Source organism: Microcoleus sp. PH2017_08_TRC_O_A, from assembly GCF_020738665.1.
In the GTDB taxonomy this organism is placed as follows: domain Bacteria; phylum Cyanobacteriota; class Cyanobacteriia; order Cyanobacteriales; family Microcoleaceae; genus Microcoleus.
The window spans coordinates 83,857-105,379 of sequence record NZ_JAEQCE010000005.1; the positions used below are offsets into that span (position 1 = coordinate 83,857).

Below are 21,523 nucleotides of genomic sequence, written 5' to 3' on the forward strand. Positions count from 1 at the left end.
TTGACAGTTGACAGTTGACAGTTGACAGTTGACAGTTGACAGTTGACAGTTGACAGTTGACAGTTGACAGTTGACAGTTGACAGCTTGAGGGCGACCTCGAATTGTCTGATTTTAATTTCTCCATACAAGGGTTCCGGCTTGAAACCAATTCTTTTTTGTAACTTTGAAATATAGCCTTTCTCAAAAAGATGAGGGATAACTGACAGCTTATATAACCAATTAAACCAAGAAGGGCCCAAGCCCAACAACGTACCTCATCTTTCTGATGACCGCTATAAATAGTTTTGATTGTTGAGTTTTGAAATGGGAATTGGATTTTTGGAAATAAATTGGGCGGGCGGTTTTCCATCTTAACAATTTACAGGAAATTATATATTTTTGTTGAGACTCCTTAGCGCGCTCCGTAGTGACAGGTTAAAACAGTGAAGTATAGATAAATTCCCACGGTAATTACCTTTTGTCAATAACCTTAGGAGAATATTATGTCATCTCAAGCTCCTTTACGCAAGGCAGGGCGATCGCCCAAAGCCGGGATTAAACTGATCCAGAAAACTGGCGGAAACCTCGTTTTAGCTTCCGGCGCCACTATCATCATGCTATTTGGTATGGTGTTCGTGTTATCCTTAGCCTCAGTTTTCATTCTCAACGGCCCCGATCCAGTTACCGGATTGGCGATCGCACTTCCCATAACTCTGATTTTTAACATTGCGGCTTTTTTCCTATCGCCTTACTTGATGGACTTAACTCAAAATTGGCTCTACAATACTCGCTGGGTTTCCCTAGCAGAAATTGACAGCCTGAGTCCAGAAACGGCGAAAGTTATTCAGAAGGTTTGCAAACAGAAAAACCTCAAACAGCCGCGTTTAGGAATTATCGACGACCAAAACCCTACTGCTTTTACCTACGGTTCCTTTCCTAACAGCGCTCGCTTAGTCGTCAGTCAAGGTCTTTTCACCTATTTAGACGACGATGAAATTGCCACTGTTTACGCCCACGAACTCGGTCACATCGTCCATTGGGACTTTGCAGTAATGACTTTAGCTTCAACTTTAGTGCAGATTACTTATTTAATTTACACTACAGCTCAAAGCCTCGGTCGAAGCGCTGGCGATAAAGCTAGAAGTGCGGCAGGTAGCGTCGCTGCTGTGGCTTATTTTTTTTACATCGCCGGCACTTATTTGCTGCTGTATCTGTCGCGGACACGAGAATATTTTGCAGACCATTTTGCCGCCGAAACTACCGGAAACCCCAACGCTTTATCGCGCGCTTTGGTAAAAATTGCTTACGGTATTTTGGAAGAAGGAGAAAGAGCAACGGAACCCAGCCGCTTGTTAGAAGGAACTCGCGCTTTAGGCATTTATGATGCAAAAGCTGCGGTATCTAGCGGTACTGCTTACCGGATTTCGTCGAAACCGGAAAAAATTGGACGAGTTTTTCTGTGGGATATGTTCAATCCGTGGGGTTGGTGGATGGAGTTGAATTCGACTCACCCGCTGACTGGTAAGCGAGTTCGCGCGTTGAGCACCTATGCGGAACAATTAGGCTTGGATATTGAGTTTGATATGGGTCGGATTGTGGGCGAAGGCCACAATTTGAGCAAGCGGAAATTGTACGGAAATTTCTTTTTTGATTTGCTGCTGTACAGTGCGGAAACTCTGGGCTTGGCGGTGGGTTTTGCGATCGGCATTTCCCTCTCGGCTGCGAATCCGATGATGATGGTTGCTTGTGCTTTAATCGGTTTGGGCGTGGGAATTTTAATCAAAGCTTTGGTGATGTTCCCGAATTACGCACAAGCAGAAGAGTTGGATGTTTTAACTTTAATGTCTGACCCTTATGCTAGTCCTTTACGCGGTCAACCTGCGAAACTACAAGGCGAATTAATTGGTCGCGGTGATGCGGGTTATGCGTTTGGTTCTGATTTGAAATTGCAAGACAGAACGGGAATGATGTATCTACATTATGCTTCTCGTTTTGGGCCGATTGGTAATTTTCTGTTTGGGATGAAACGGGTTAAAAGTTTGATTGGTATGGATGTTAGTGCTTTGGGTTGGTTCCGCCGGGGTGTGGCGCCTTGGATGGATTTGATTCAGCTTGAAAGCGATAGCGGTACGACGGTTAGCAGCTATCACCGTTTCTGGTCTTTTGTGATGGGGATTGGTGCGATCGCGATCGGGATTGCAGTTCTATTTCTGTAATTTCCAGCTTAACATTTGAAAGGACTGAAGTCCTTACTACAAACCTGGTTCGTAGTGAGGACTTCAGTCCTCTTAAGTCAGGGTTAAGGACTAGAGCATTAGTGTCAACTTAAGCAATATATGTCAGAAAGGGCGAGATCCCTACGGGATAGCTACGCTTCACGCTAAGAGTCTGCAATCAGTGCCCTTTGAGATGGTGGAAATCGATCGGATTGTCGGTGGAAAAAGAGGTTGGGGTGACACGAGCGTTAAGCGAATATGTAGGAAAGGGCGATGCCAAAGGTCGGCTTCGCCAACGCACTAATTTACCTCATCCCAGTTTGCACAAGCATAAAATCGCATTGCAATGACTGTGCAGCCTCTCTTCATTTCTGTATTGGGTAAACCTCAAAAGCTAACTCATGACGAAAAAAGCAGACATTAAACTCCGCAAAAAAGTTGAGGTGTCCAAGGATTACCGGCGCATCTGTCGATCGACTCCAGGCAAATGCAAGTAAGATCGGCGAAAATTGAGCAACTGTACCCGAAAGAACCAATCCCCTGGCCTCGCTGCTAGCCAAATTCCCGCTCAACTGAATAGGAACGGTTTGCTGTTCCCATATTGCCCCTAGTTGTAGACCAATCTCATAGGGCAAGACGTTGACACTCGCACCCGTATCCAATAATGCCATCACTTCTACAGAGTTGCTGCCATTGGAGAGTGTGATGGGCAAATATGGCAGAATGCTCGAACGGCCAAGGCTATCAATTCGTTCTGTAAATGCAAATCTTTGACGATTAAGCATTGGCTGATTCCTGGGTGGCAACTAGAAGTTCTGATAATGCTTTAACTCCTGCACTATCTGCCTGTGGAGACCATACAACTGCGCTGGTTGATGCTAGTTGATTCAGGAGTACATTTTTTGAATTACTATCTTCATTAGGTTCTAAGCTGCATCCTTCTTCCTTGGCAACTGCAAGCAGGAGAAAGTGAATAAGTCGAAGTTTATCTTGATGGGATAGTTGGTTGACGGTAGGTAAAAGTTCGCTGAGAGGCATATCGTTTATTTAAGATTATATACATCTAGTTTAGCCTCTAAACTCGCGTTCTCAGAATAATCGCCCTTTTTTTGCTGTGGCGATCGCCCTACGGGATAGCTACGCTTCACGCTAAGAGTCTGCAATCAGCGCCCTTTGAAATGGTGGAAATCGATCGGATTGTCGGGGAAAGGGCGATGCTTTCTGCGGGCAACGCCAACGCATTAAGCCAATACTAAGATGCTTTCTACTTCGCTATTCCAAAATTGAATTATAATGTCAAAATTATCTCTTAATATTTGAACAATCTTGGAGGTTGGACTGTTACCAATCCGAAGGTAGATAAATTTTGGTGGATGACCGTACAGCAAACTCCGTTGATGAAAATCAGAATCCTTGGAAACAATTACGAAATTATTCGCACGAGCATATTCCCAAATAATTGAATCATCAGTATTGGTAAGTGCCAAGGTTTTGACATGAGCGGAATCGGGATACAGATCGATAATCCTGTGAATAATTCCGTCTGATAAGTTTTCGTCCAGTAGTAGTTTCAAATCGATGCCAAAAATAATTTTCTCTCACGGTCAGCAGCAAAGGCAAGGCAAGCTTTGATATCTTGGGAAGTGAGTTCCGAAAAATCTTCTAGAACTTCTGCCTCTGTCATACCACCAGCTAGATACTCTAGGATATCGTACACAGTAATTCGCATTCCCCGAATACACGGCTTGCCGCTGCGTTTTCCAGGTTCAATCGTGATAATTTGATTGTATTCCATAGGTTTTTGAGAATAATTGCTTAAATCTATCATAGATCGTATTTTTCCCAATCTCCACTATCATCGTCAATATCTTTTTATAGGGCGATCGAGCAATAAAAAAGGGATCTCGCACTTTTTTGCTGTGGCGATCGCCCTACGGGATAGCTACGCTTCACGCTAAGAGTCTGCAATCAGCGCCCTTTGAAATGGTGGAAATCGATCGGATTGTCGGATGTCGGAAAGGGCGATCGCCTACGCACTAAAGCGTCCAATCTTCGATTGACAATCCGGGAACTTGAGCAAAGTCTCGTTGGTTGCGGGTGACAACGGTAGCACCAACGGACAAGGCAATAGCTGCAATCCGCATATCTTTTTGCAGGCGATTTTTCCGCAGAGGCGGATGATCTTTTAACAGTTTCTTGAGACAACTATCAGCTTCTGCTGTAAAATCCAGTACCTCAATAGTTTGGAGATATTTTACAGTTGTCCAAAGTTTTGAATAGAGTGCAGGTAGGTTATGCAGCATCGACGGATCGTTAATCCTGCCAATCCAGCCATTAAAGAGTTCTTGAACCGTGACAATCGTGACAGAAACTTGATGCTTTGCGACGTTAGCGGTGACTTGGGGATGATTGTAAAGAATCAGCGAAACGCAATCGGTATCCAGAATATATCGACACACTTTAAGCCGCCTCTACAAGTAATAGGAAGGATCGACTTCCGAGTCATCATCTGAGGTTCGTTCGGCGCGAATTGATTCCATAATTGCCGCAAAATCGGAATCGTCTTTAAAGACACCTGCAAACTTCATCCAGGTTGGTTCTGAACCCTGAATTGGCACGTTCCAGGAAATCGCTTCTATATTTTTGAGCCGTTCTAAAAAGGTAGCTTGAATTTGGGCGATCGCCATTTCTCGTGTTTCTGCTTTCACTCGACAGTCTGGAAACTCTCTGACAGATGCCACAACTTGCCCGGATGTCAGTGCTTCTAGCAGGAGCGTCACTTTGAGGTTTGTGAATGGATCAGATGGCGGTAAGTCTATGTTTATCATGTTAATTTTTGAAAGACTAATCATGAGCTTTACGTTTATTGTAGCGCATAGGGCGAGATCCCTTTTTCGCTGTGGCGATCGCCCTACGGGATAGCTACGCTTCACGCTAAGAGTCTGCAATCAGTGCCCTTTGAGATGGTGGAAATCGATCGTCGGATTGTCGGTGGAAAAAGAGGTTGGGGTGACGCGAGGGTTAAGGGAATATGTCGGAAAGGGCGATCGCTCTGGTTTGAAAAAATAAGAAGGGCGCTGGCTCGCAGCCCCAGCGCACAACAACAATCAGGCTATCTGAAATTACCATCATCATATATTTTACACTTTCCTACTTCAATTTTTCCCATATCAACAATGCCTCCCAGCTCAATTGTCTTACCTCTACGCCGCACGGGAAATCCTCAGAGATTATGGATTAGCAGACATCGACAACTACTCAGCATTGATTCAGCGCTACCAAGGCAATCTCCTCTGGTTAAAAAGCGTCGCGACTCTGATTCAAGAGTTGGGCGGATGCGTCACAGAGTTATTACCAGATGATACCATATTGTTGCCCGAAGATTTGAAAGATGTTTTACAGCAGCAGTGCGATCGCCTATCCGAACTAGAAAAACAAGTCCTCTCCTGGTTGGCGAAAGCAAGCGGTGCGATCGACCTCACCCAATTGCTAGAAAATAGCCGAATTCCCGCATCAGATTTGGTAAATGCGCTGCAATCTTTATCCCGGCGTTGTTTGATTGAACAACAAGCAAATTTTTACACAATTTCACCTGTACTGAGGCAATATGCGATCGCCCAGAATCATCGCAGTAATATTTAACCGTCAAATTAACTTTGATGAATAGTCCCTATTTAGGTTATACTAAGGCAGGGCTACTGATTTTTATTCGGAGCATTGCGCCCATGGTCGTACAAGTTTCAGAACTAATAACAATTGTTAAAGAAGAACGCTTTACCTTGCCAGGTTATTATACTTGGGAGCAATTTGAGGCGCTACAAACCTTAATAGAAGATGCCCCAGGCTTGCGAATAACTTATTTAGATGGGTGTGTGCAGTTTATGACGCTAGGCGAAGACCACGAACAGATAAAAAGTGTTCTGGCTATATTTATAGGACTTTACTTTTTTGAGAAAGGGATTAATTTCATTCCTGTAGGGAGTGCAACTCGCAGAAACCAGGCAAAAGATGTATCATTTGAACCTGATGAGTCTTATTATATAGGTTCAAGGAAAGAGCATCCCGATTTAGCCGTGGAAGTGACGATTTCTAGCGGTAGCACAAATAAACTAACTAAATATCTGCGACTTCGCATCCCAGAAGTTTGGTTTTGGGCAAATAATCAGTTGGCTATCTATCGGCTGCGCGACGATGATTACGAGCAAGTTTTAAGAAGTGAGTTTTTGCCGGAGTTGGATTTAGAATTGCTGGTACGGTGCGTTTTGATGCCTTCAATAATTGAGGCAAGAACGGAGTTTCTCAACGGGATTCAGCCGCAGTAATTCGGTTAATTAATAGGATTTACGCAACGGGCACCATTACTGAGGCAATATGCCACCATAAGACTCGGCGGTTGAAACCGTGGCTACTGTAAAAACGATCGCGATTGGGAAGCACTCGTTAACCGAATTCACATTTCGATTACAGTAGCATAATCTTTGCAAGGTAAACTGGTTCGTGTTGTGCGTCCTTCACATTCTTTCCCAATCTCAAATCTCAAATGGTATTAATTGCCCGCTTACACAAGTTTCTGACGGCGACTGTGGATGAAAAATCCCGATCGCGCACAATATTCTGGTTGATGCTGAGCTTGACATTTGCCGCAGTTTATGGTGTTTTAGGAATTGCTCAAGCTTTCAGCGCCGAGTATATGGTGCAAGACGATGCGAGACAGCACGTTTTCTGGATGATGCGGTTTGTCGATCGACAATTGTTCCCCAACGATTTCATTGCTAACTACTTTCAATCAGTCGCCCCCGCCGGATACAGCGCCCTCTACAAATTAGCAGCAACAATCGGCATTCACCCGCTATTTTTTCACAAAATATTGCCGCTATTTCTCGGCTTAATCTCCACCTATTACTGTTTTGGGCTTTGCTTGGAAATGCTGCCAGTGCCGCTGACTGGATTTATCGCATCTTTGCTGTTAAATCAGCATATGTGGATGACGGATGATTTGGCTTCCACAACGCCCAGAGCTTTTATCTATCCGATATTTCTCGGTTTTTTATATTATTTGTCGCGGAGTTCGTTGCTGCCCTGTTTGGGGGCGATCGCCCTAATTGGATTATTCTACCCTCCCTACGCCTTGGTTGCTGCTGGCGTGTTAGTTTTGCGGCTGGTAGCCTGGAAAAACGGCCGTTTGCGCTTGTCGGGCGATCGCACAAATTACCTATTTTGCAGTACAGGTTTGGGACTAATCTTTCTAGTAATGCTGCCCTATGCCTTGGATAAATCGGAATTTGGCCCGACTTATACCGCAGCAGAAGCAAAGCAAATGGGCGTATTTGCAGCCGACGGCAGAAATGCTTTTTTTCGTCCAAATCCGGTAGATTATTGGCTGACTGGTAGGGGTAGCGGGATGTTTCCCAAGTCGCTGTTTACGCCTGTAACTCACTGTGTGGGGCTGTTTTTGCCGCTGCTGTTGCTGTGGAGGCGATCGGCTTTTCCGTTAGCGAGTCGGATTAATAGCAAAATCTGGCTGTTGCTTCAGCTATTTTTAGCATCCTTTGCGATGTTTTTGGCGGCTCACGCTACCATTTTTAAGCTTTATCAGCCTGGACGCTATACTGCGTATAGCTTGAGGTTTATTGTTGTGTTTATAAGTGCGATCGCCCTGACGTTAATTATCGATGGCGTCGGCAACTGGGCATCAACAACGGAAACAAAATTTAAGTTAAAAAATCTAGTTGCACTAATTACAATGGTGATAATTGCGATCGCAGTTGTGCTTTATCCATGCTTAGTGGAAAAATTTCCCACAGTCGGGTATGTAGAAGGTAAAATGCCCGCTTTGTACAAATTTTTTCAGCAACAACCTCAAGATATTGTGATTGCTTCGATCGCCCCAGAAGCCGATAATCTGCCAACGTTTAGCCAGCGTTCGGTTTTGGTGGGAAAGGAATATGCAGTGCCGTATCAGAAAGGCTACTACAGCGGATTTCAGCAGCGAGCGAGCGATTTAATTCGCGCTCAATATACGGCTGATAAACCCGTATTGCTAAGCTTCATTAACAAGTATGGGATTGATTTTTGGATGCTCGATCGCAATGCCTTAACTCTTAAGTATGTAGAGGATTACGGCTGGATCGAAGACTTTGATTCTACACCGGAAGCTATACTTTCTCTCAAACAAGGGAAAGTTCCTATTTTAGCACAAACAATGACGACTTGTGCGGTTTTTGAGAATCAACTTTTAGTAGTTTTGCAAACATCTTGCATTGCCAAATTAACCTCTTGAGTTGAAGCGGGCGGGCTCAGGGGCCTACCCCACAAGAAAACTAATTATTTGTGGAACAGGCCGGAAAGCCTGTTCTTGAGAACGGAGATGATATCAGTTATAATTCCCATAGGAGATAATGGTGCGGTTCAATGACACAAGTTCTCGATCGCGAAATTCTCGATGGGCGAGTGGTGCTCAATGGCACCTGGGAGCAATTCAAGTTAATCCAGAAGGGCTCCGAAGATTCCCCTGGGGTAAAATTGTCTTTTTTTGCAGGTGCGATCGAAATTATAATGCCGGGATTCCAACACGAAAATTTTTCGGAAATTATTGGTTACTTGGTGACAACTTTTTTGCTGGCGCAAGGCCTTAGGTTTTACCCTTCTGGTTCAATGACGCAGGAGAAAACGGGAGAAGTTTCAACCCAAGCTGATAAATCGTTTTGTTTGGGGCTACCTAAGTTGATTCCCGATTTGTCTATCGAGGTAGTTTATACTAGCGGTGGATTGAGCAAGTTGCCAAAATATCGGGCTTTGGGTGTGCCAGAAATCTGGTTTTGGGAGGATGGTACTTTGCGGTTGTATCACCTCCGCGAAGATGGATATGAAGAAGTAATTCAGAGTGAATTGTCAGGATTGGAAACCCTGGATATTGATTTGCTAAAACGCTGCATTTTGATGGGCGAAACTGATTTGGCTGAAGCGGTAAAGGTTTTTGGGCAGGGAATCTCGACTCGATCCGAATGAAAAAGCCTAATACCCAGGTACTCGACTTCTTCAAGAAGTCGGGTACCTGCTATTTCGGGTAACGAGAAATCAAGTATTTTGTAGGGGCAATCCCCCAGGGGTTGTCATCCCCTATGGCTGTCTTCCCAATCAAAGCTAAATATATATCCGCAGTCAAATTCGTACAGAATGAAAATTGCCTAAAAGTCGATCGCAAATTATCCATACAGCAAAAACATGGCAACACTTTACGTTAACCCCCAAACAGGCAGCGATTCCGCAGCCGGCAGCCAATCAGCCCCATTCAAAACGATCGCCCGCGCAATCAGTCGCGCTGCATCGGGAACAGTTATTCAGCTAGCAGCGGGAACTTACAGCGCAGCCAGCGGCGAACAATTTCCCTTAGACATTCCCTCTGGAGTCAAAGTTATCGGTAATGAATCCAACAAAGGAAGCGGTACTCTAATTCAAGGAAGTGGCAAATTTGTCAGTCCCACCGCTGCGAGTCAAAATATCACTCTACTGCTAGCAACTGATGCGGAATTGCGGGGAGTAACTGTCACCAATCTAGATATTCGCGGTACCGGAGTCTGGATGGAGTCAACTTCTCCTACTGTGGCTAACTGCACTTTTACGCTTTGTAAGCGCGAAGGTGTTTTTGCCACAGGTACTGCTAATCCTGGGATTCTAGACAACATATTTCTGGAAAACTCAGCCGCTGGGGTAATTATGGCTGGAAGTGCTAAAGGTGTGCTGCGGCGCAATCTTTTTCAAAATACCGGTTTCGGCATTTCTCTACAAGCTCAATCGGCTCCTTTGATTGTTGACAACCAAATTGTCGCCAATCGCTCCGGTATCGTTTTAACGGGGAACTCTAAGCCGGTTGTGCGGAAGAATCGCATTGAAAAAAATACCGAAGATGGTTTGACTGCGGTGGAAAAATCTCTGCCAGATCTTGGTACGGCTCAAGATTTAGGGGGAAATATTTTTGCCAACAATGGCGAATTTGATTTGCAAAATGCTACTGCGACTAAGATTTTTGCCCTGGGAAATCAGCTCAATCCTTCGCGGGTAAAAGGTTTATTTGAGTTGGGAAATGTGACGCCAACTCCAACTCCAACTCCGACTCCAACTCCGACTCCGACACCAACTCCGACACCTGGAGGTGTAAAGTTTAGCGATATCAGCACTCACTGGGCTAAGGATTTTATCGATCGCCTCGCTAAGATGAATATTGTTAACGGGTTTCCCGACGGCACTTTTAAACCTGATGAGAGTTTAACTAGGGCTCAGTATGCGGCGTTGTTGGCGAGGGCGTTTCAGTTGGCGCCGCGCCGTGAAGCAACGGTTTTTAAGGATGTGGCGGCGGATTTTTGGGCCCAAAGTGCGATCGTCAAAGCGAATCGAGGCGGGTTTTTGGTTGGATATCCCGACAGCACGTTTCGCCCGGAACAGAATTTGACTAAAGCTCAGGCGATCGTATCATTGGTAAACGGCTTGCAGTTGGCGGGCGGCAATCCTAATTCTTTGAGCGTTTATGCCGATCGGGCTTTAATTCCCAGTTTTTCCACCGACTCCATCGCCACCGCCACAGAGCGCAAAATCGTAGTCAACTATCCCGCCCGCGACAAGCTTTCCCCCGCCCGCGACATCACGCGCGCCGAGATATCCGCCCTCGTCTACCAAACTCTGGTAGCCACAAACCGCGCAGAGCCCATTAACTCTCCCTACATCGTCTAAAGGTACGTAGTTGCGCTTGGGCGCTCTCTTTGGTACGTAGTTGCGCTTCAGCGCTCTTTGGGGATATCGGAAAAAACGAAGATAGCAAAACAGCGAATAGTGAAGGAGAGAGCCAGGGCTCAGGCAACTACGTACCTAAAAAATAGCCCCTCTCCTCCGATCCCCATCGGACAATCTCCGCAAGTCTTGCTTTCCGAGCGTCCAAATCGTTTTATGATAAAAATATTAAGAAATTCAGCAATCTTTAAGGTTCCACTCTCAGATTATGGCTAAAATTCAATTCTCCCGGGGTATAGACGAAGATACTGTACCCGAAGTCCGCCTAACTCGTTCTAAAAGCGGAGCTCAAGGCACTGCCACATTTATCTTTGAAAATCCGAAATCTCTCAGCAACGATAGTACCCAAGACATTACTGGAATGTACATGATCGACGAAGAAGGCGAACTTCTGACTCGCGAAGTTAAGGCTAAGTTCATCAATGGTCAACCTGCGGGTTTAGAAGCTCTTTATCTGATGAAAAGTGCCGCTGACTGGGAACGCTTTATGCGTTTCATGGAACGCTACTCGGAAGCAAACGGCTTAGGATTTAGCAAGGCATAATAGATAGTTAATAATTGGTAGTTGGTAATTGGTAATTGGCCGATAGCCGATTGCTGGTTGCCGATTACTTACGACAAGAAACAATGACGCAAATTCCTCACCCCGATTTATCTAAAATAACCGTAAATTGCGCTATCATGACTGTTAGCGATACGCGCTCTGCTGACACAGACAATAGCGGTTTGTTAACGAAAAAATTGCTAAAAGATGCAGGTCACTCTGTGGTAGCTTACACTGTTGTTAAAGATGATGCTGCAAAAATTGTATTGCAAATGCAGGCGCTTGCCCAGCGCGAAGATGTGGATGCGATAGTTTTGAGTGGCGGGACGGGTATTTCTCCACGAGATACTACTTACGATGTGATGGAGAGTTTGCTCGACAGGATTTTACCTGGATTTGGCGAGATATTTCGGTTTTTGAGCTATCAAGAAATTGGTTCTAGGGCGATCGCATCTCGCGCTGTTGCAGGCGTGTATCAAGGCAAGTTAGTCTTTTCTCTTCCTGGATCGAGTAATGGCGTGAAACTAGCTGTGGAAAAGCTAATTTTACCAGAGTTAGTTCACTTGGTCAAGCAGTTGAGGGGTGGATGAGGGCGGAAGTTGCTTTTTTCACTGAGGGGAGAGATTGGCGGTCGATCGAGCTTTACAGTCGATCGACCGCTTTGTTGTAAGTTAAGAGCGATCGGCTACACTTCGATTTTATAATTGAGTTGATGTTCGTCACCCGGTAAGCCTCGAAAACCCCAATTGTGTTTCGGATTCTCAAAAATCGTGATTTCTAAATCCTGTGTGGAAATTCCAAACGGCTGTAATCGCTCAAACAATAAACGAATCAACTGCTTTTTCATCTCCACACTGCGTCCTTCAATCATGCTCACCTCAATGATAGTGTAACGTTCTGTGCGCCCTGTAGGATAAAAGAAATCAGAGAAGTCGAACAGAAAGAATCGATGTGAACGTTTATCAGGTGGATATTGGAGTGCATCTACGACACAGGAATTAATGACATCAGAGAGTTGAGGCTTAATAGGATGGAGATGCTCTCTCAAGCCGGATATTTTGACCTGTACCATAATTCTATGTATGACAACAACTCTCTATTAAAACCTAATTGCCGCGCTTGAATTTGTCAAGATCACATAAATTTAAGGGTGCCAATAAGTTGGTAGTGAGGACTTCAGTCCTCATAGTTTTATGTTTTCTGAGGACTGAAGTCCTCACTACCAACCTGGATCTGACATCATGCTATGAAAATCCCAGCAACCTTGTCTCCATTCATAGTCATGCGTGCCACAAATTCATCTCCACCATCTGCAAAACTCAGCTTCCACAAATAAACCTGAAAACCATCTTGTGTCAACTCACCAAAATAACTAATTGAATATCCGTTTTGCAGGCGGGAACCGAGTTCATCGCTAACATTATCGAACATTTCTTGTGCAATTCCCGTTTTGTAGTCTGCATCGCCCACCGTGGTAAACAGCTCGTAATTTTTTGAGGCTGTGGCATCCAAAATAACCTGCAAACAATCAATGACCTTTTGAGGGGGGGCTGTCGGGTTCATGATGATATCCTTTTTTTAGGTTTCTCTCAACACGATCTAACTAAGACTGCTGTCTAAGTATTAATTCTACCACATTTGCGATCGCATCCAGTTTTAGAGCCTCATTGACCGCCAACATTTTTGACATTAAAATACAGTAGGGACACAGCACTGCCGTGTCCTACCCAATATCTCAAATACAGTCAACTAAAAACCGCTATATTGCTTGAGCAACAATAGTCCGATGTCTGAGAGTATTGCAAGTGATTGTCGGCACCGCAAAACCCGAATCAACCAAAGCCTGCTCAATATCCAACCCAAAATACTGATCCAAATAAGGCTCCGTACTCTTGAGCAAAGTCAAAATATAAGGAGGCATTTTGGCATAAACTTCCGACTGAGGATTCATATCCATAATTGTCAAATGTCCGCCAGCGCGTAGCAAACGCCTCGCTTCCCGGAATACTTCCTTAGAAGCTTTCTGGGGCAATTCGTGACAAACTAAACAAATAGAAACTAAATCAAAAGAAGCCGTAGCTAAACCAGTAGATTCAGCAGCAGCGTGCACCCAAGTCGGAGATTTTTGATTAGAAAATTCTGCTTCTCGCTGTTGAGAACGGTATTGAGCAACCGACAAAAAATAAGGCGACAAATCCACCCCAGTCATCTTTGCTTCCGGGTAAACATCCCCAAGCGCAAACGTACTCATTCCCACACTGCATCCCAAATCGACAATATCTTGCGGTGTTTGGGAAATTTGAGCTTTGACGATTTCGTGATAGCTAGCGCGGAGTTTAGCATCGCCTTCTGCACCCGCTTCTGGCCAAATTCCCGCATGAACTGCACGGGCTGCAACTTCAACTTCTGTGGCAGCTTCCCAACTCATATTACCTTTTTCGTAAGCGTGGAATGAAGTTAGATAATATTTCGGGTAAACCAAATCGGGATTTTCTACGCTGAGCAATTCTGCATCCCAATTTCGGGACAAAAGTGTTTGCGCTTCTTCTCGCCAATGCACTCCGATTTTTTCGGCTCTGTTTATCATCATTTCCCGCGCTTGGTGCTTGGCTAGAGCGGCCAAAGGTTTGATGGAGAGTACGCCGTTTACTAAGCGCGATGCTAATCCTGGAGTTTTGTTAACTGCGACAGTCATATTTTATATTTTTCTGTTTTGCGCCACCCATTATAACACCTTTTGGTAATTTTTAGTGATGTTAGACAATGAAACTTTACAAGGTTCGTAGTGAGGACTTTAGTCCTTTCTTGGATGCGGACTAAAGTCCTCACTACGAACCAATCTTAATCTTCGGACATGATATTACCGGGAAATCTGGAATCGGATTTGCCGCAGTTGGAGTATTTGGAAGAACACTATCAAATATGGTTATTTAGGAGTTTGTTGTGAGCAAGTCAATTGTGGAATTGGTTGATAATTTGCCGGATTCTGGGATTACTGTGATGATGCTCAAATCCCTCGATTTTGTGGTTCCGGGAGAATGGAATAATTTATCTGGTTTTGATAATACTATTCGATCGCTCACAGGGGAAACCGATCGCGCTTTAGTGGAAAAAATTCGCGCCCGGGCGATCGAGCTTTACGCCAACTCCAACGAACCCTATCAAGGCGCAGTCAAGCTTTACCAGCTTGCAGACAGCGCTGACAGTGCCTTAGGAGCGACTGCTATGGCGAATAAAATCGGCGAAAAAATCGGCTTTCTGTCGTTTATGAGCCGCCTGACTCCCAAGGCTGACACCACTCAAACGATCGACTTATGCGTCAAAGTGGCGATCGAACTCATCGTCTTCTGCAAACTCAACAAAATTTCCCTTGACAACGTGGGAAGCTTTGCCAATTACTTATCAGAATACAAAAGCGAATCTCTAATGCGGATGGCTGCATTAGTATGCGCTGATGGCTTAATTCCCCTCGGCCCGGACTTTATCAAAGTAGCGCAAAATACCCTAAGCAGCTTAAATCCTGGAACCTTGCAGCAAAACTCAACCTTTCAAAACATCAGCAACCTAATTCCCGGCGCCAACAATGCCCAAAAATTCGGATTCGTGACAGCAACCTTCGCCTCAGCCCAAGGTTGGATGAACAATTTAGTGGTATCTCGCGGCTTAACTCCCGCCACAGTTTTAGGCAATCTCAAGCAATACGTCGATGTTACCGATGACAAATTGGATTATGTCGCCGCGTTTTTGGACATGACTACCAATTATTACGAGCATACCGGAATTCAGACGGTTGCTCGCCAATTGATCGATCGCGCTTACGCCGAAACATTATCCGCCCGGATTTCATTCAGTTGACAGTTGACAGTTGACAGTTGACAGTTGACAGCAACCTCTACCTGGAAGTCCGAGGATTGGAGCAATGAATCGTCTGATTTTAATTTCTCCCTAAAACGGAGACGCTTTCAATCAATTATTTCTGGTAATCTCGTGAGATTAATCAAATGCGAGGAGCTATTTCAGGCACCTCGCATCTTTCCAGGATTGCTTATTATCCGTCTTATAAAAATATTTGCACAGGCAAGATGCCTATCTCACATTTTTGTTGTGGGATGGGCATCTTGCCCGTCCCCAAAATTAGAGCAACGCACTAGCCAATCAAATTAAAAATTCAAGCAAAAACAACAGTGCGATTGCCATAAACCAAAACACGATTTTGTAAATGATATCGAACCGCCCTTGCCAAAACAATCCGTTCTAAATCTTTACCTTTCCGAACCAAGTCCGACACTTCATCGCGGTGACTCACCCGCACAACATCTTGCTCAATAATCGGGCCAGCATCTAGATCGGGCGTCACATAGTGGGCTGTGGCACCAATAATCTTCACTCCTCTTTCATAAGCCCTTTCGTAGGGATTTGCACCCACAAACGCGGGTAAAAATGAATGGTGAATATTAATCACATTGGGGAATTTACTCATAAAATCTTGACTCAAAATCTGCATATATTTTGCTAAGACTACTAAATCAATGTTATATTTTTTGAGAGTATCTAACTGTTGTGCTTCTTGAATAGCCTTGTTCTCTTTATTAATGGGAATATACTCAAAATCGATACCATATTGTTCGGCAATGGGCTTTAACTTTTCATGGTTACTGATAATCAGGGGGATTTTCCCAGGCATTTCTTTAGAGCGTTCTCGCCAAATCAAATCTAACAAGCAATGATCTTGGCGGCTTACCCAAAGCGCAATCCGTCGAACTTCCTCAGAGAAATGTAATTGCCAATTTGCTTGTAAATCCTTGGCAAGTTCACTAAAAGCATCTGTCATGTCTTCAATGCTTAAGTCAAAACCGTCTAATTGCCATTCGAGACGACTTAAAAATAATCCTGCGGTAAAATCAGTATGGTGATCCGCGTGGATAATATTGCCATTATGGGAAGCGATAAAATTAGCAAGTAAGGCGACAAGCCCTTTGCGATCGGGACAGGAAATCAAAAGAGTTGCAGTAGGGCTAGTCATGATCTAATGGCAAGGGTATTAATTTTTAATTGATTATATCAGGTCGGTCGTCCTATGGAGCATCTCAGTTTTACTTTTGTAGTGCTGTCGCGAGCTGGTGACAGCTTGCACTGTAAAAAATGATTTTTGTTAAAATGAGATGTTTCCGGTTTGATGTCTGATATTTAATTGCCAGTGAGCTCCAGGTAAGCATCGCGAATTAAATAATTTACACATATTTGTGGGATGGGCGTCCCGCCCGTCTAGAAAGGACGGGCGGGACGCCCATCTCACAAGAACAATAAAAACTGTAAGTTATTTAATTTTCATTCGTTAGTATCAACTTTCTACGCGACTGCGGCACTATCCGGCAGGGGTTTAAACCCCTGCTTCATACATAGCGAAAGTCGGTTTCAACGGACTGATTTTAAACATAAATTAAGGAGAGTAAGAGCGCAATTTCATAAAATAGTGGCTGTTAATTTGTGGGGTGTTTTAATACTACCAGTCCGTTAAAACGGACTTTAGCTAAAAGCCCCGTGGGTTTAAACCCCTGGCGGGCTTTCATAAGGACGAACTAACTGACTTTTAGGTAAATAGAAATATTCAAGTTTGCACCGAAAACTCCTCCGGTTCAATTCCCCAGTTTACCCAACGAATTGCTTCTTGTGCAGAGGTCACATTTGGAGGAACTCGCAGCGCATGAACAAACCCCGTACTCGGACAGGTCATTTTTAACAAAAAAACTGGTAATGGCATCCCATCGGCGTCGAAATCGTCCTCAAAATCCATTTTTAACAGGGTATATTCCTGCCAAGTGTCTAACTCTGTGGCTGCTAGTTCTTGACAAATACGATCGCACCCGATGCCCTGAATTAACGCTCGCCGAACCTCTGCGTTGTGCTCCTTCAACAGCCATTTAGACTGCCACTCGCGGGGTTGCAGGCGGCCGTACCATTCGGGTAAAATCACGCCGTGATAGGCGTAAATCGCCAAACCGTCGGCAAATTGTACGGCGGGTGCTGCTTCCGGCGTGCAAGCGGTGGTTGTTGTCTGCGGAAAGTGCGATCGGCTTTTCGCACACTACACAAACTTTGTCATAGGGAAAAATCCAGCCGCAAGTCTTGACAAGCGATTGAAAAATTGTCCAGATATTGCCGTAGGAGTGCGCGCAATTCAACACAGAAATGCAAAAATCTAACAAACTCCCGCCACTAGCCCACAATTCCGGTTGAATGCAATTATCTAGTTGTTTGTTGAGATGGGTGTAGTACAAATACCGGGCCCGCTGTCCCCTTAAATCGATCGGCAATTTGCTCGCTATTTCCATCGCTAAATGATCGCGCAGGGGACTCCACAGTTGGCTTTGCAGTTGGGTGTAAAGTTCATTTTCGAGTTGATTTTGCAGTTGACGTTTTAGCTGGTTTTCTAGTTGTCCGCGCAGACAAGTCAGCAGTTGTTTTTCAAGTTCGCTGCGAAGTTTGCTCTCTAATTGGCTCCGCAGGTGACTCCTGGGCTTGTCTGCGTGGCTGGCGATGATGTTAGCGGCTTGGTAGGGACGATCGCAAAAAATGATTTCCGGTGCTGGTTTGCCGATCGCCCTGTAAGCTAATGTAATAGTTTCCGCAGCTTGAGAGCGATCGATCGGGCCAGTCGAAAGTGCGATCGCCTTCCACTTGTCGCGATAAACTCGAATCAGAGCCTCTTGTGCTGGCGTGAGTTTTTTAACCTTAGTCTGCGACATACCTCCAGCCTTGGGGTTCGTATTCGCGCTGAATCCGCACCATCCAATTACCTTCAGGAATTGCGATCGCTTTGTGCTCTTCGTGACTCAATAAAGCTGTCGGCGAAAGCACTCGCAAGTACAGGGTGCCGTCTTTTTCGTACAGTTCAGCTTGCCCCTCAATAATCTGGTGAGAATGTCCGGTGACTTCACCTTCGGCGAGGGTGAGATGAGGTTTTTTGTCACCTTGGATTTGCGGTACGGGGGTGAGAATTACGTCGCCTTGTCGGATTGGTTGCATAGGTTTTTATTAATTTTGTTTGCTGGTTTTGGTAAGTCGATCGGGCTTTTCTACCGTAATTATATACTACATTGGTAATACAGGAACGTCAATGGCGATCGATCGACCATATTCCATAACTGTTTGCTGTACTGACAGGGGTTAGGTTCGAGGGTGAAAGTGCGATCGACAATAGAAATGCTATAATTGATGCCAGTTTCGAGAAAGTCGCCTGGGTGGGGGCGGGTTTATAGATATTGTCGGTGTGAATGAAAGATTGTTGGTGAAACCCGCCCCTACATGAATTACGGTTAATTTACAATGAGCCAAGTAGATTATACTGCAATGGGCGATCGAGAATTGAAGCGTTATTTCCTGAAAAATCGCGGGGATAAAGCAGCACTGCAAGCTTACTTAGACAGGCGGAAAGAGCGATCGAATTCAATCATCACGAAAGTGGGAGATCCGGATTTCGATACTAAGATTGAGGCAGCCATTCGCCAGCAAATGAAAGAATATAAAGATTAGTCTTCAGTCCCTCGCTCGCTCGGACATTGTTTGTATAGATGCGGTTTCAACCGCCGACTCTTATCAACGAGGTTTCTAACTTCCCCAAAACTTCAAGTTTGCACCGAAAACTCCTCATAATCGACATCCCAATTCACCCAACGAATTGCTTCCCTTGCAGATTGTATATCGGGCGGAACTCGCAAAGCATGAATGAATCCGGTGCTCGGACAAGTCATTTTTAACAAATAAATTGGCTCTTTTTCATCGGTATCGAAGCCATCAATATCAGCATCGATTCTTAGCAGCGTGTATTCTTGCCAAGTATCTAAATCTGTTGCTTGCAATTCTTGGCAAATTCGATCGTAACCAATTCCTTGAATTAACACTCGCCTGAGTTCGGCATTTTCTTCTTCTAAAATCCAGGTAGCTTCCCATTGATTGGGGTGAATTTGTCCGTATTTTTCGGGCAAAGTTACGCCGTGGTAGGAGTAGAGTTTGTAACCGTCGCTAAATGCGATCGCGCTTTCCCCTTCTGCGTGGAGGCGGTACTCGCTGTCGAGGCAGAGTTTGGTTGGGCGATCGCACACATAGCAGACATTTTCAAAGGTCAAAATCCAGCCACATTCTACTAAAATCTGTTTGAGGCATTCCAAAGCTTTTTGTGCCTCTGGCTTCAAAACAATGCCCAAGGCAGAAACACAAAATTCAGCAACAGTGACAGCATCAACGGCATATCTCGGATTAACTATCGACATTAAGTGGTTCTTATAGTTAGAAAAATCTGCTCTTAATTGTTGTTTAAGCTGTTCCTCCCATCTAAGAAAATATGAAGAAGATAGCTGCTGGAATTCTGTTGTGAATGTCAAAGGTAATAGTGGATCTTTTACTTGTTTTTTAAGTCGATCGATCAAATCATTATTATTAGATTTTTTCAACATGGGTAATTGTACTAATGCAGAGTGAGGGCCACTGCAAAAAGTGATTTCAGGGGCTTCTACACCGAGGAGTTCGTAGCCAGCTTTAAGGGCGGCTGCGGCTTTGCGGTAAGAGATGGGTTCCGTAGAGTGGGCAAGAGTTCCCCACGAATTCTCATAGGCTTCTATGAGAGCCTTCTGTTCAGGTGTAAAGTTTACATACAAAGAAGTCAAATTAGTCAGAGATTGCAGCAGTATGATGTCTGATATTCGATTGGAGTCCAGATTCAGATAAGTCAAATTTTTCAGAGATTGTAGCGATGTGATGTCTGATATTTGATTGCCCATCAGATCGAGATGAGCCAAATGAGTCAGAGATTGCAGGAGTGTGATGTCTGATATTTGATTGTAGCTCAGATTCAACTCAGTCAAATGAGTCAGAGATTGCAGTGGTGTGATGTCTGATATTTGATTGTTGTCCAGATTCAACTCAGTCAAATGAGTCAGAGATTGCAGTGGTGTGATGTCTGATATTTGATTGCGGTACAAATACAGCCTAGTCAAATTAGTCAGAGATTGCAGTGGCGTAAGGTCTGATATTTGATTGTTGCACATAGACAGCTTAGTCAAATTAGTCAGAAATTGCAGTGGCGTAAGGTCTGATATTTGATTGTTGTCCAGATTCAGCTTAGTCACATTAGTCAGAGATTGCAGTGGCGTAAGGTCTGATATTTGATTGTTGCCCAGCGATAGCTTCTTCTTTTTCCTACTTGACAGTATGCGGTTCGCTTCATTAATATCAGAATTCCCAGCATAATTTAACAACATTTCAACAGTATGTCTGGCTTCGGGAGAAAGGCTTTTTTTGTGCAAGCACCAATCGGCAAAGCTGCTGAATTCTGCGGGATTGGGCTGTTGTTCTGACATGGCAATAAGATTTTAAATTTTTTACGAAAATAAGAATTCTTGGTCAACTTTTCCTCTAAACCCCAGAAATCCCGCGTCGAAACTCCTTAACCGCTTCAATCCTAGAAGCCATCAGCAAGCACCGAGATAACAAGTTAATATCTAAGTCTGGCAGAACTTCGCTTTGGGCAATTTTTTCATAGCTGTGCGATCGCAAATGATACAGACCAAATAATCCATCCTCCCAAAACCAAACTTCGGGGACTCCCAAGGCTTGGTAGCGATTCAATTTGCTCTCTCCCCCACTGGTAAATACTACTTCGATGGCAAGATCGGGGGTTTTACCTGTTGATTTTCCAATTAAAAAAGATTCATCAGCTTGTACTGAGACTTCCTGTCCTTTCTCTTGAGTAAAGCTACCCAAAGGGTTAAACTCGATGTCTTTTTCCACAAAGTAGTCCATCAGCAGACCTGCGATCGTCCTGCTGAATGATTCGTGTTCTTGCGAAACTGCCAAAATTTCTACCTCGCCTTTGAAATAAAACAGTCTAATGCCGGGGGAGTCGGAGAATCCCTGTTCGATTAGTTTGAATTGTTGCCAATCAATCCCGGAGTGAGTTAACCGTTGGTCTTTGGGCTTATCTAATATTAGTGTCATGGCGCG

26 protein-coding genes are annotated in these 21,523 nt (G+C 44.5%); 11 read left to right on the top strand and 15 right to left on the bottom strand.

The annotated features are described in order from the left end of the window. Positions 1 to 483 precede the first annotated feature (483 nt). Positions 484 to 2,196: a zinc metalloprotease HtpX gene (locus JGK22_RS02960; RefSeq protein ID WP_293312301.1), complete on the top strand. Its 1,713-nt coding sequence runs from the start codon at positions 484 to 486 to the stop codon at positions 2,194 to 2,196. A gap of 365 nt (positions 2,197 to 2,561) precedes the next feature. On the opposite strand, the gene JGK22_RS02965 is transcribed toward JGK22_RS02960, so the two are convergent. Both JGK22_RS02965 and JGK22_RS02970 read right to left on the bottom strand, forming a co-directional pair. Beyond that, complete coding sequence (locus tag JGK22_RS02965; RefSeq protein ID WP_293176223.1) at positions 2,562 to 2,981, bottom strand: hypothetical protein; 420 nt, start codon at positions 2,979 to 2,981, stop codon at positions 2,562 to 2,564. Further along, entirely contained in the window at positions 2,974 to 3,234 is a 261-nt protein-coding gene (locus JGK22_RS02970) for a hypothetical protein (protein ID WP_293176221.1), read from the bottom strand. Before JGK22_RS02970 ends, JGK22_RS02965 begins: the two co-directional genes overlap by 8 nt. Positions 3,235 to 3,305: 71 nt before the next feature. Between JGK22_RS02970 and JGK22_RS02975 the strand changes: the two genes are divergently transcribed. Further along, a complete protein-coding gene (locus tag JGK22_RS02975) occupies positions 3,306 to 3,452 on the top strand; it encodes a hypothetical protein (protein WP_293312303.1) in 147 nt (48 codons plus the stop codon). On the opposite strand, the gene JGK22_RS02980 is transcribed toward JGK22_RS02975, so the two are convergent. The 4 genes from JGK22_RS02980 to JGK22_RS02995 form a co-directional block, all read right to left on the bottom strand. Further along, entirely contained in the window at positions 3,438 to 3,770 is a 333-nt protein-coding gene (locus JGK22_RS02980) for a DUF5615 family PIN-like protein (RefSeq protein ID WP_293191128.1), read from the bottom strand. The genes JGK22_RS02975 and JGK22_RS02980 overlap by 15 nt on opposite strands. Next, the gene (locus JGK22_RS02985) at positions 3,767 to 3,991 is read right to left on the bottom strand and encodes a DUF433 domain-containing protein (protein WP_293191190.1); all 225 of its coding nucleotides are present in this window, start codon (positions 3,989 to 3,991) and stop codon (positions 3,767 to 3,769) included. The genes JGK22_RS02980 and JGK22_RS02985 overlap by 4 nt, the downstream gene beginning before the upstream one ends. Before the next feature lie 241 nt (positions 3,992 to 4,232). Next, complete coding sequence (locus tag JGK22_RS02990) at positions 4,233 to 4,655, bottom strand: type II toxin-antitoxin system VapC family toxin (protein WP_293191132.1); 423 nt, start codon at positions 4,653 to 4,655, stop codon at positions 4,233 to 4,235. A gap of 12 nt (positions 4,656 to 4,667) precedes the next feature. Then, complete coding sequence (locus JGK22_RS02995) at positions 4,668 to 5,024, bottom strand: hypothetical protein (RefSeq protein WP_293176211.1); 357 nt, start codon at positions 5,022 to 5,024, stop codon at positions 4,668 to 4,670. 364 nt (positions 5,025 to 5,388) lie between these two features. Here JGK22_RS02995 and JGK22_RS03000 point away from each other — a divergent pair, with 364 nt between their 5' ends. The 7 genes from JGK22_RS03000 (at position 5,389) to JGK22_RS03030 (ending at position 12,114) form a co-directional block, all read left to right on the top strand. Further along, on the top strand, positions 5,389 to 5,838 hold the full coding sequence (locus JGK22_RS03000; protein WP_293191134.1) for a hypothetical protein: 450 nt from the start codon (positions 5,389 to 5,391) through the stop codon (positions 5,836 to 5,838). 83 nt (positions 5,839 to 5,921) lie between these two features. Further along, positions 5,922 to 6,518: a Uma2 family endonuclease gene (locus JGK22_RS03005; protein WP_293191136.1), complete on the top strand. Its 597-nt coding sequence runs from the start codon at positions 5,922 to 5,924 to the stop codon at positions 6,516 to 6,518. A 218-nt stretch (positions 6,519 to 6,736) separates the two neighbouring features. Next, positions 6,737 to 8,476, top strand: a complete 1,740-nt coding sequence (locus JGK22_RS03010; RefSeq protein ID WP_293312305.1) for a hypothetical protein — start codon at positions 6,737 to 6,739, stop codon at positions 8,474 to 8,476. Between the two features lie 131 nt (positions 8,477 to 8,607). Continuing rightward, positions 8,608 to 9,204 carry a Uma2 family endonuclease gene (locus tag JGK22_RS03015; protein ID WP_293205634.1) on the top strand — a complete coding sequence of 199 codons (597 nt, stop codon included), beginning with the start codon at positions 8,608 to 8,610 and terminating at the stop codon, positions 9,202 to 9,204. Positions 9,205 to 9,420: 216 nt separating this feature from the next. Next, on the top strand, positions 9,421 to 10,923 hold the full coding sequence (locus JGK22_RS03020; RefSeq protein WP_293312307.1) for a DUF1565 domain-containing protein: 1,503 nt from the start codon (positions 9,421 to 9,423) through the stop codon (positions 10,921 to 10,923). Between the two features lie 265 nt (positions 10,924 to 11,188). Then, a complete protein-coding gene (gene psb28 / locus JGK22_RS03025; RefSeq protein WP_293149588.1) occupies positions 11,189 to 11,524 on the top strand; it encodes a photosystem II reaction center protein Psb28 in 336 nt (111 codons plus the stop codon). Positions 11,525 to 11,607: 83 nt separating this feature from the next. Beyond that, positions 11,608 to 12,114 carry a MogA/MoaB family molybdenum cofactor biosynthesis protein gene (locus JGK22_RS03030; RefSeq protein WP_293149586.1) on the top strand — a complete coding sequence of 169 codons (507 nt, stop codon included), beginning with the start codon at positions 11,608 to 11,610 and terminating at the stop codon, positions 12,112 to 12,114. A 95-nt stretch (positions 12,115 to 12,209) separates the two neighbouring features. Here the strand turns inward: JGK22_RS03030 and JGK22_RS03035 are convergent, their stop codons facing one another. From JGK22_RS03035 to JGK22_RS03045, 3 genes are all read right to left on the bottom strand, one after another. Then, complete coding sequence (locus JGK22_RS03035; RefSeq protein ID WP_293191142.1) at positions 12,210 to 12,596, bottom strand: tautomerase family protein; 387 nt, start codon at positions 12,594 to 12,596, stop codon at positions 12,210 to 12,212. A gap of 167 nt (positions 12,597 to 12,763) precedes the next feature. After that, entirely contained in the window at positions 12,764 to 13,087 is a 324-nt protein-coding gene (locus JGK22_RS03040) for a hypothetical protein (RefSeq protein WP_293191144.1), read from the bottom strand. Between the two features lie 196 nt (positions 13,088 to 13,283). After that, positions 13,284 to 14,219, bottom strand: a complete 936-nt coding sequence (locus JGK22_RS03045) for a class I SAM-dependent methyltransferase (RefSeq protein WP_293312309.1) — start codon at positions 14,217 to 14,219, stop codon at positions 13,284 to 13,286. A 248-nt stretch (positions 14,220 to 14,467) separates the two neighbouring features. On the opposite strand from JGK22_RS03045, the gene JGK22_RS03050 reads away from it, so the two are divergent. Further along, positions 14,468 to 15,379, top strand: a complete 912-nt coding sequence (locus JGK22_RS03050) for a hypothetical protein (RefSeq protein ID WP_293176193.1) — start codon at positions 14,468 to 14,470, stop codon at positions 15,377 to 15,379. Between the two features lie 313 nt (positions 15,380 to 15,692). On the opposite strand, the gene purU is transcribed toward JGK22_RS03050, so the two are convergent. The 4 genes from purU to JGK22_RS03065 form a co-directional block, all read right to left on the bottom strand. After that, positions 15,693 to 16,547 (bottom strand): formyltetrahydrofolate deformylase, encoded by an 855-nt coding sequence (gene purU / locus JGK22_RS03055; protein WP_293176191.1) that lies wholly within the window; start codon positions 16,545 to 16,547, stop codon positions 15,693 to 15,695. Positions 16,548 to 17,132: 585 nt separating this feature from the next. Beyond that, positions 17,133 to 17,498, bottom strand: a complete 366-nt coding sequence (locus JGK22_RS33205) for a DUF6745 domain-containing protein (RefSeq protein ID WP_325315088.1) — start codon at positions 17,496 to 17,498, stop codon at positions 17,133 to 17,135. After that, positions 17,446 to 18,270, bottom strand: a complete 825-nt coding sequence (locus JGK22_RS03060) for a DUF6745 domain-containing protein (protein WP_366024884.1) — start codon at positions 18,268 to 18,270, stop codon at positions 17,446 to 17,448. Before JGK22_RS03060 ends, JGK22_RS33205 begins: the two co-directional genes overlap by 53 nt. Beyond that, on the bottom strand, positions 18,257 to 18,550 hold the full coding sequence (locus JGK22_RS03065) for a hypothetical protein (RefSeq protein WP_293176189.1): 294 nt from the start codon (positions 18,548 to 18,550) through the stop codon (positions 18,257 to 18,259). The genes JGK22_RS03060 and JGK22_RS03065 overlap by 14 nt, the downstream gene beginning before the upstream one ends. A 300-nt stretch (positions 18,551 to 18,850) precedes the next feature. On the opposite strand from JGK22_RS03065, the gene JGK22_RS03070 reads away from it, so the two are divergent. Next, complete coding sequence (locus tag JGK22_RS03070; RefSeq protein ID WP_293176187.1) at positions 18,851 to 19,057, top strand: hypothetical protein; 207 nt, start codon at positions 18,851 to 18,853, stop codon at positions 19,055 to 19,057. Positions 19,058 to 19,149: 92 nt separating this feature from the next. Here JGK22_RS03070 and JGK22_RS03075 read toward each other — a convergent pair whose 3' ends face one another. Together JGK22_RS03075 and JGK22_RS03080 are read right to left on the bottom strand one after the other, a co-directional pair. Then, entirely contained in the window at positions 19,150 to 20,880 is a 1,731-nt protein-coding gene (locus JGK22_RS03075) for a leucine-rich repeat domain-containing protein (RefSeq protein ID WP_293312311.1), read from the bottom strand. A gap of 55 nt (positions 20,881 to 20,935) precedes the next feature. Further along, on the bottom strand, positions 20,936 to 21,517 hold the full coding sequence (locus JGK22_RS03080) for a Uma2 family endonuclease (RefSeq protein WP_293205628.1): 582 nt from the start codon (positions 21,515 to 21,517) through the stop codon (positions 20,936 to 20,938). Positions 21,518 to 21,523 lie beyond the last annotated feature (6 nt).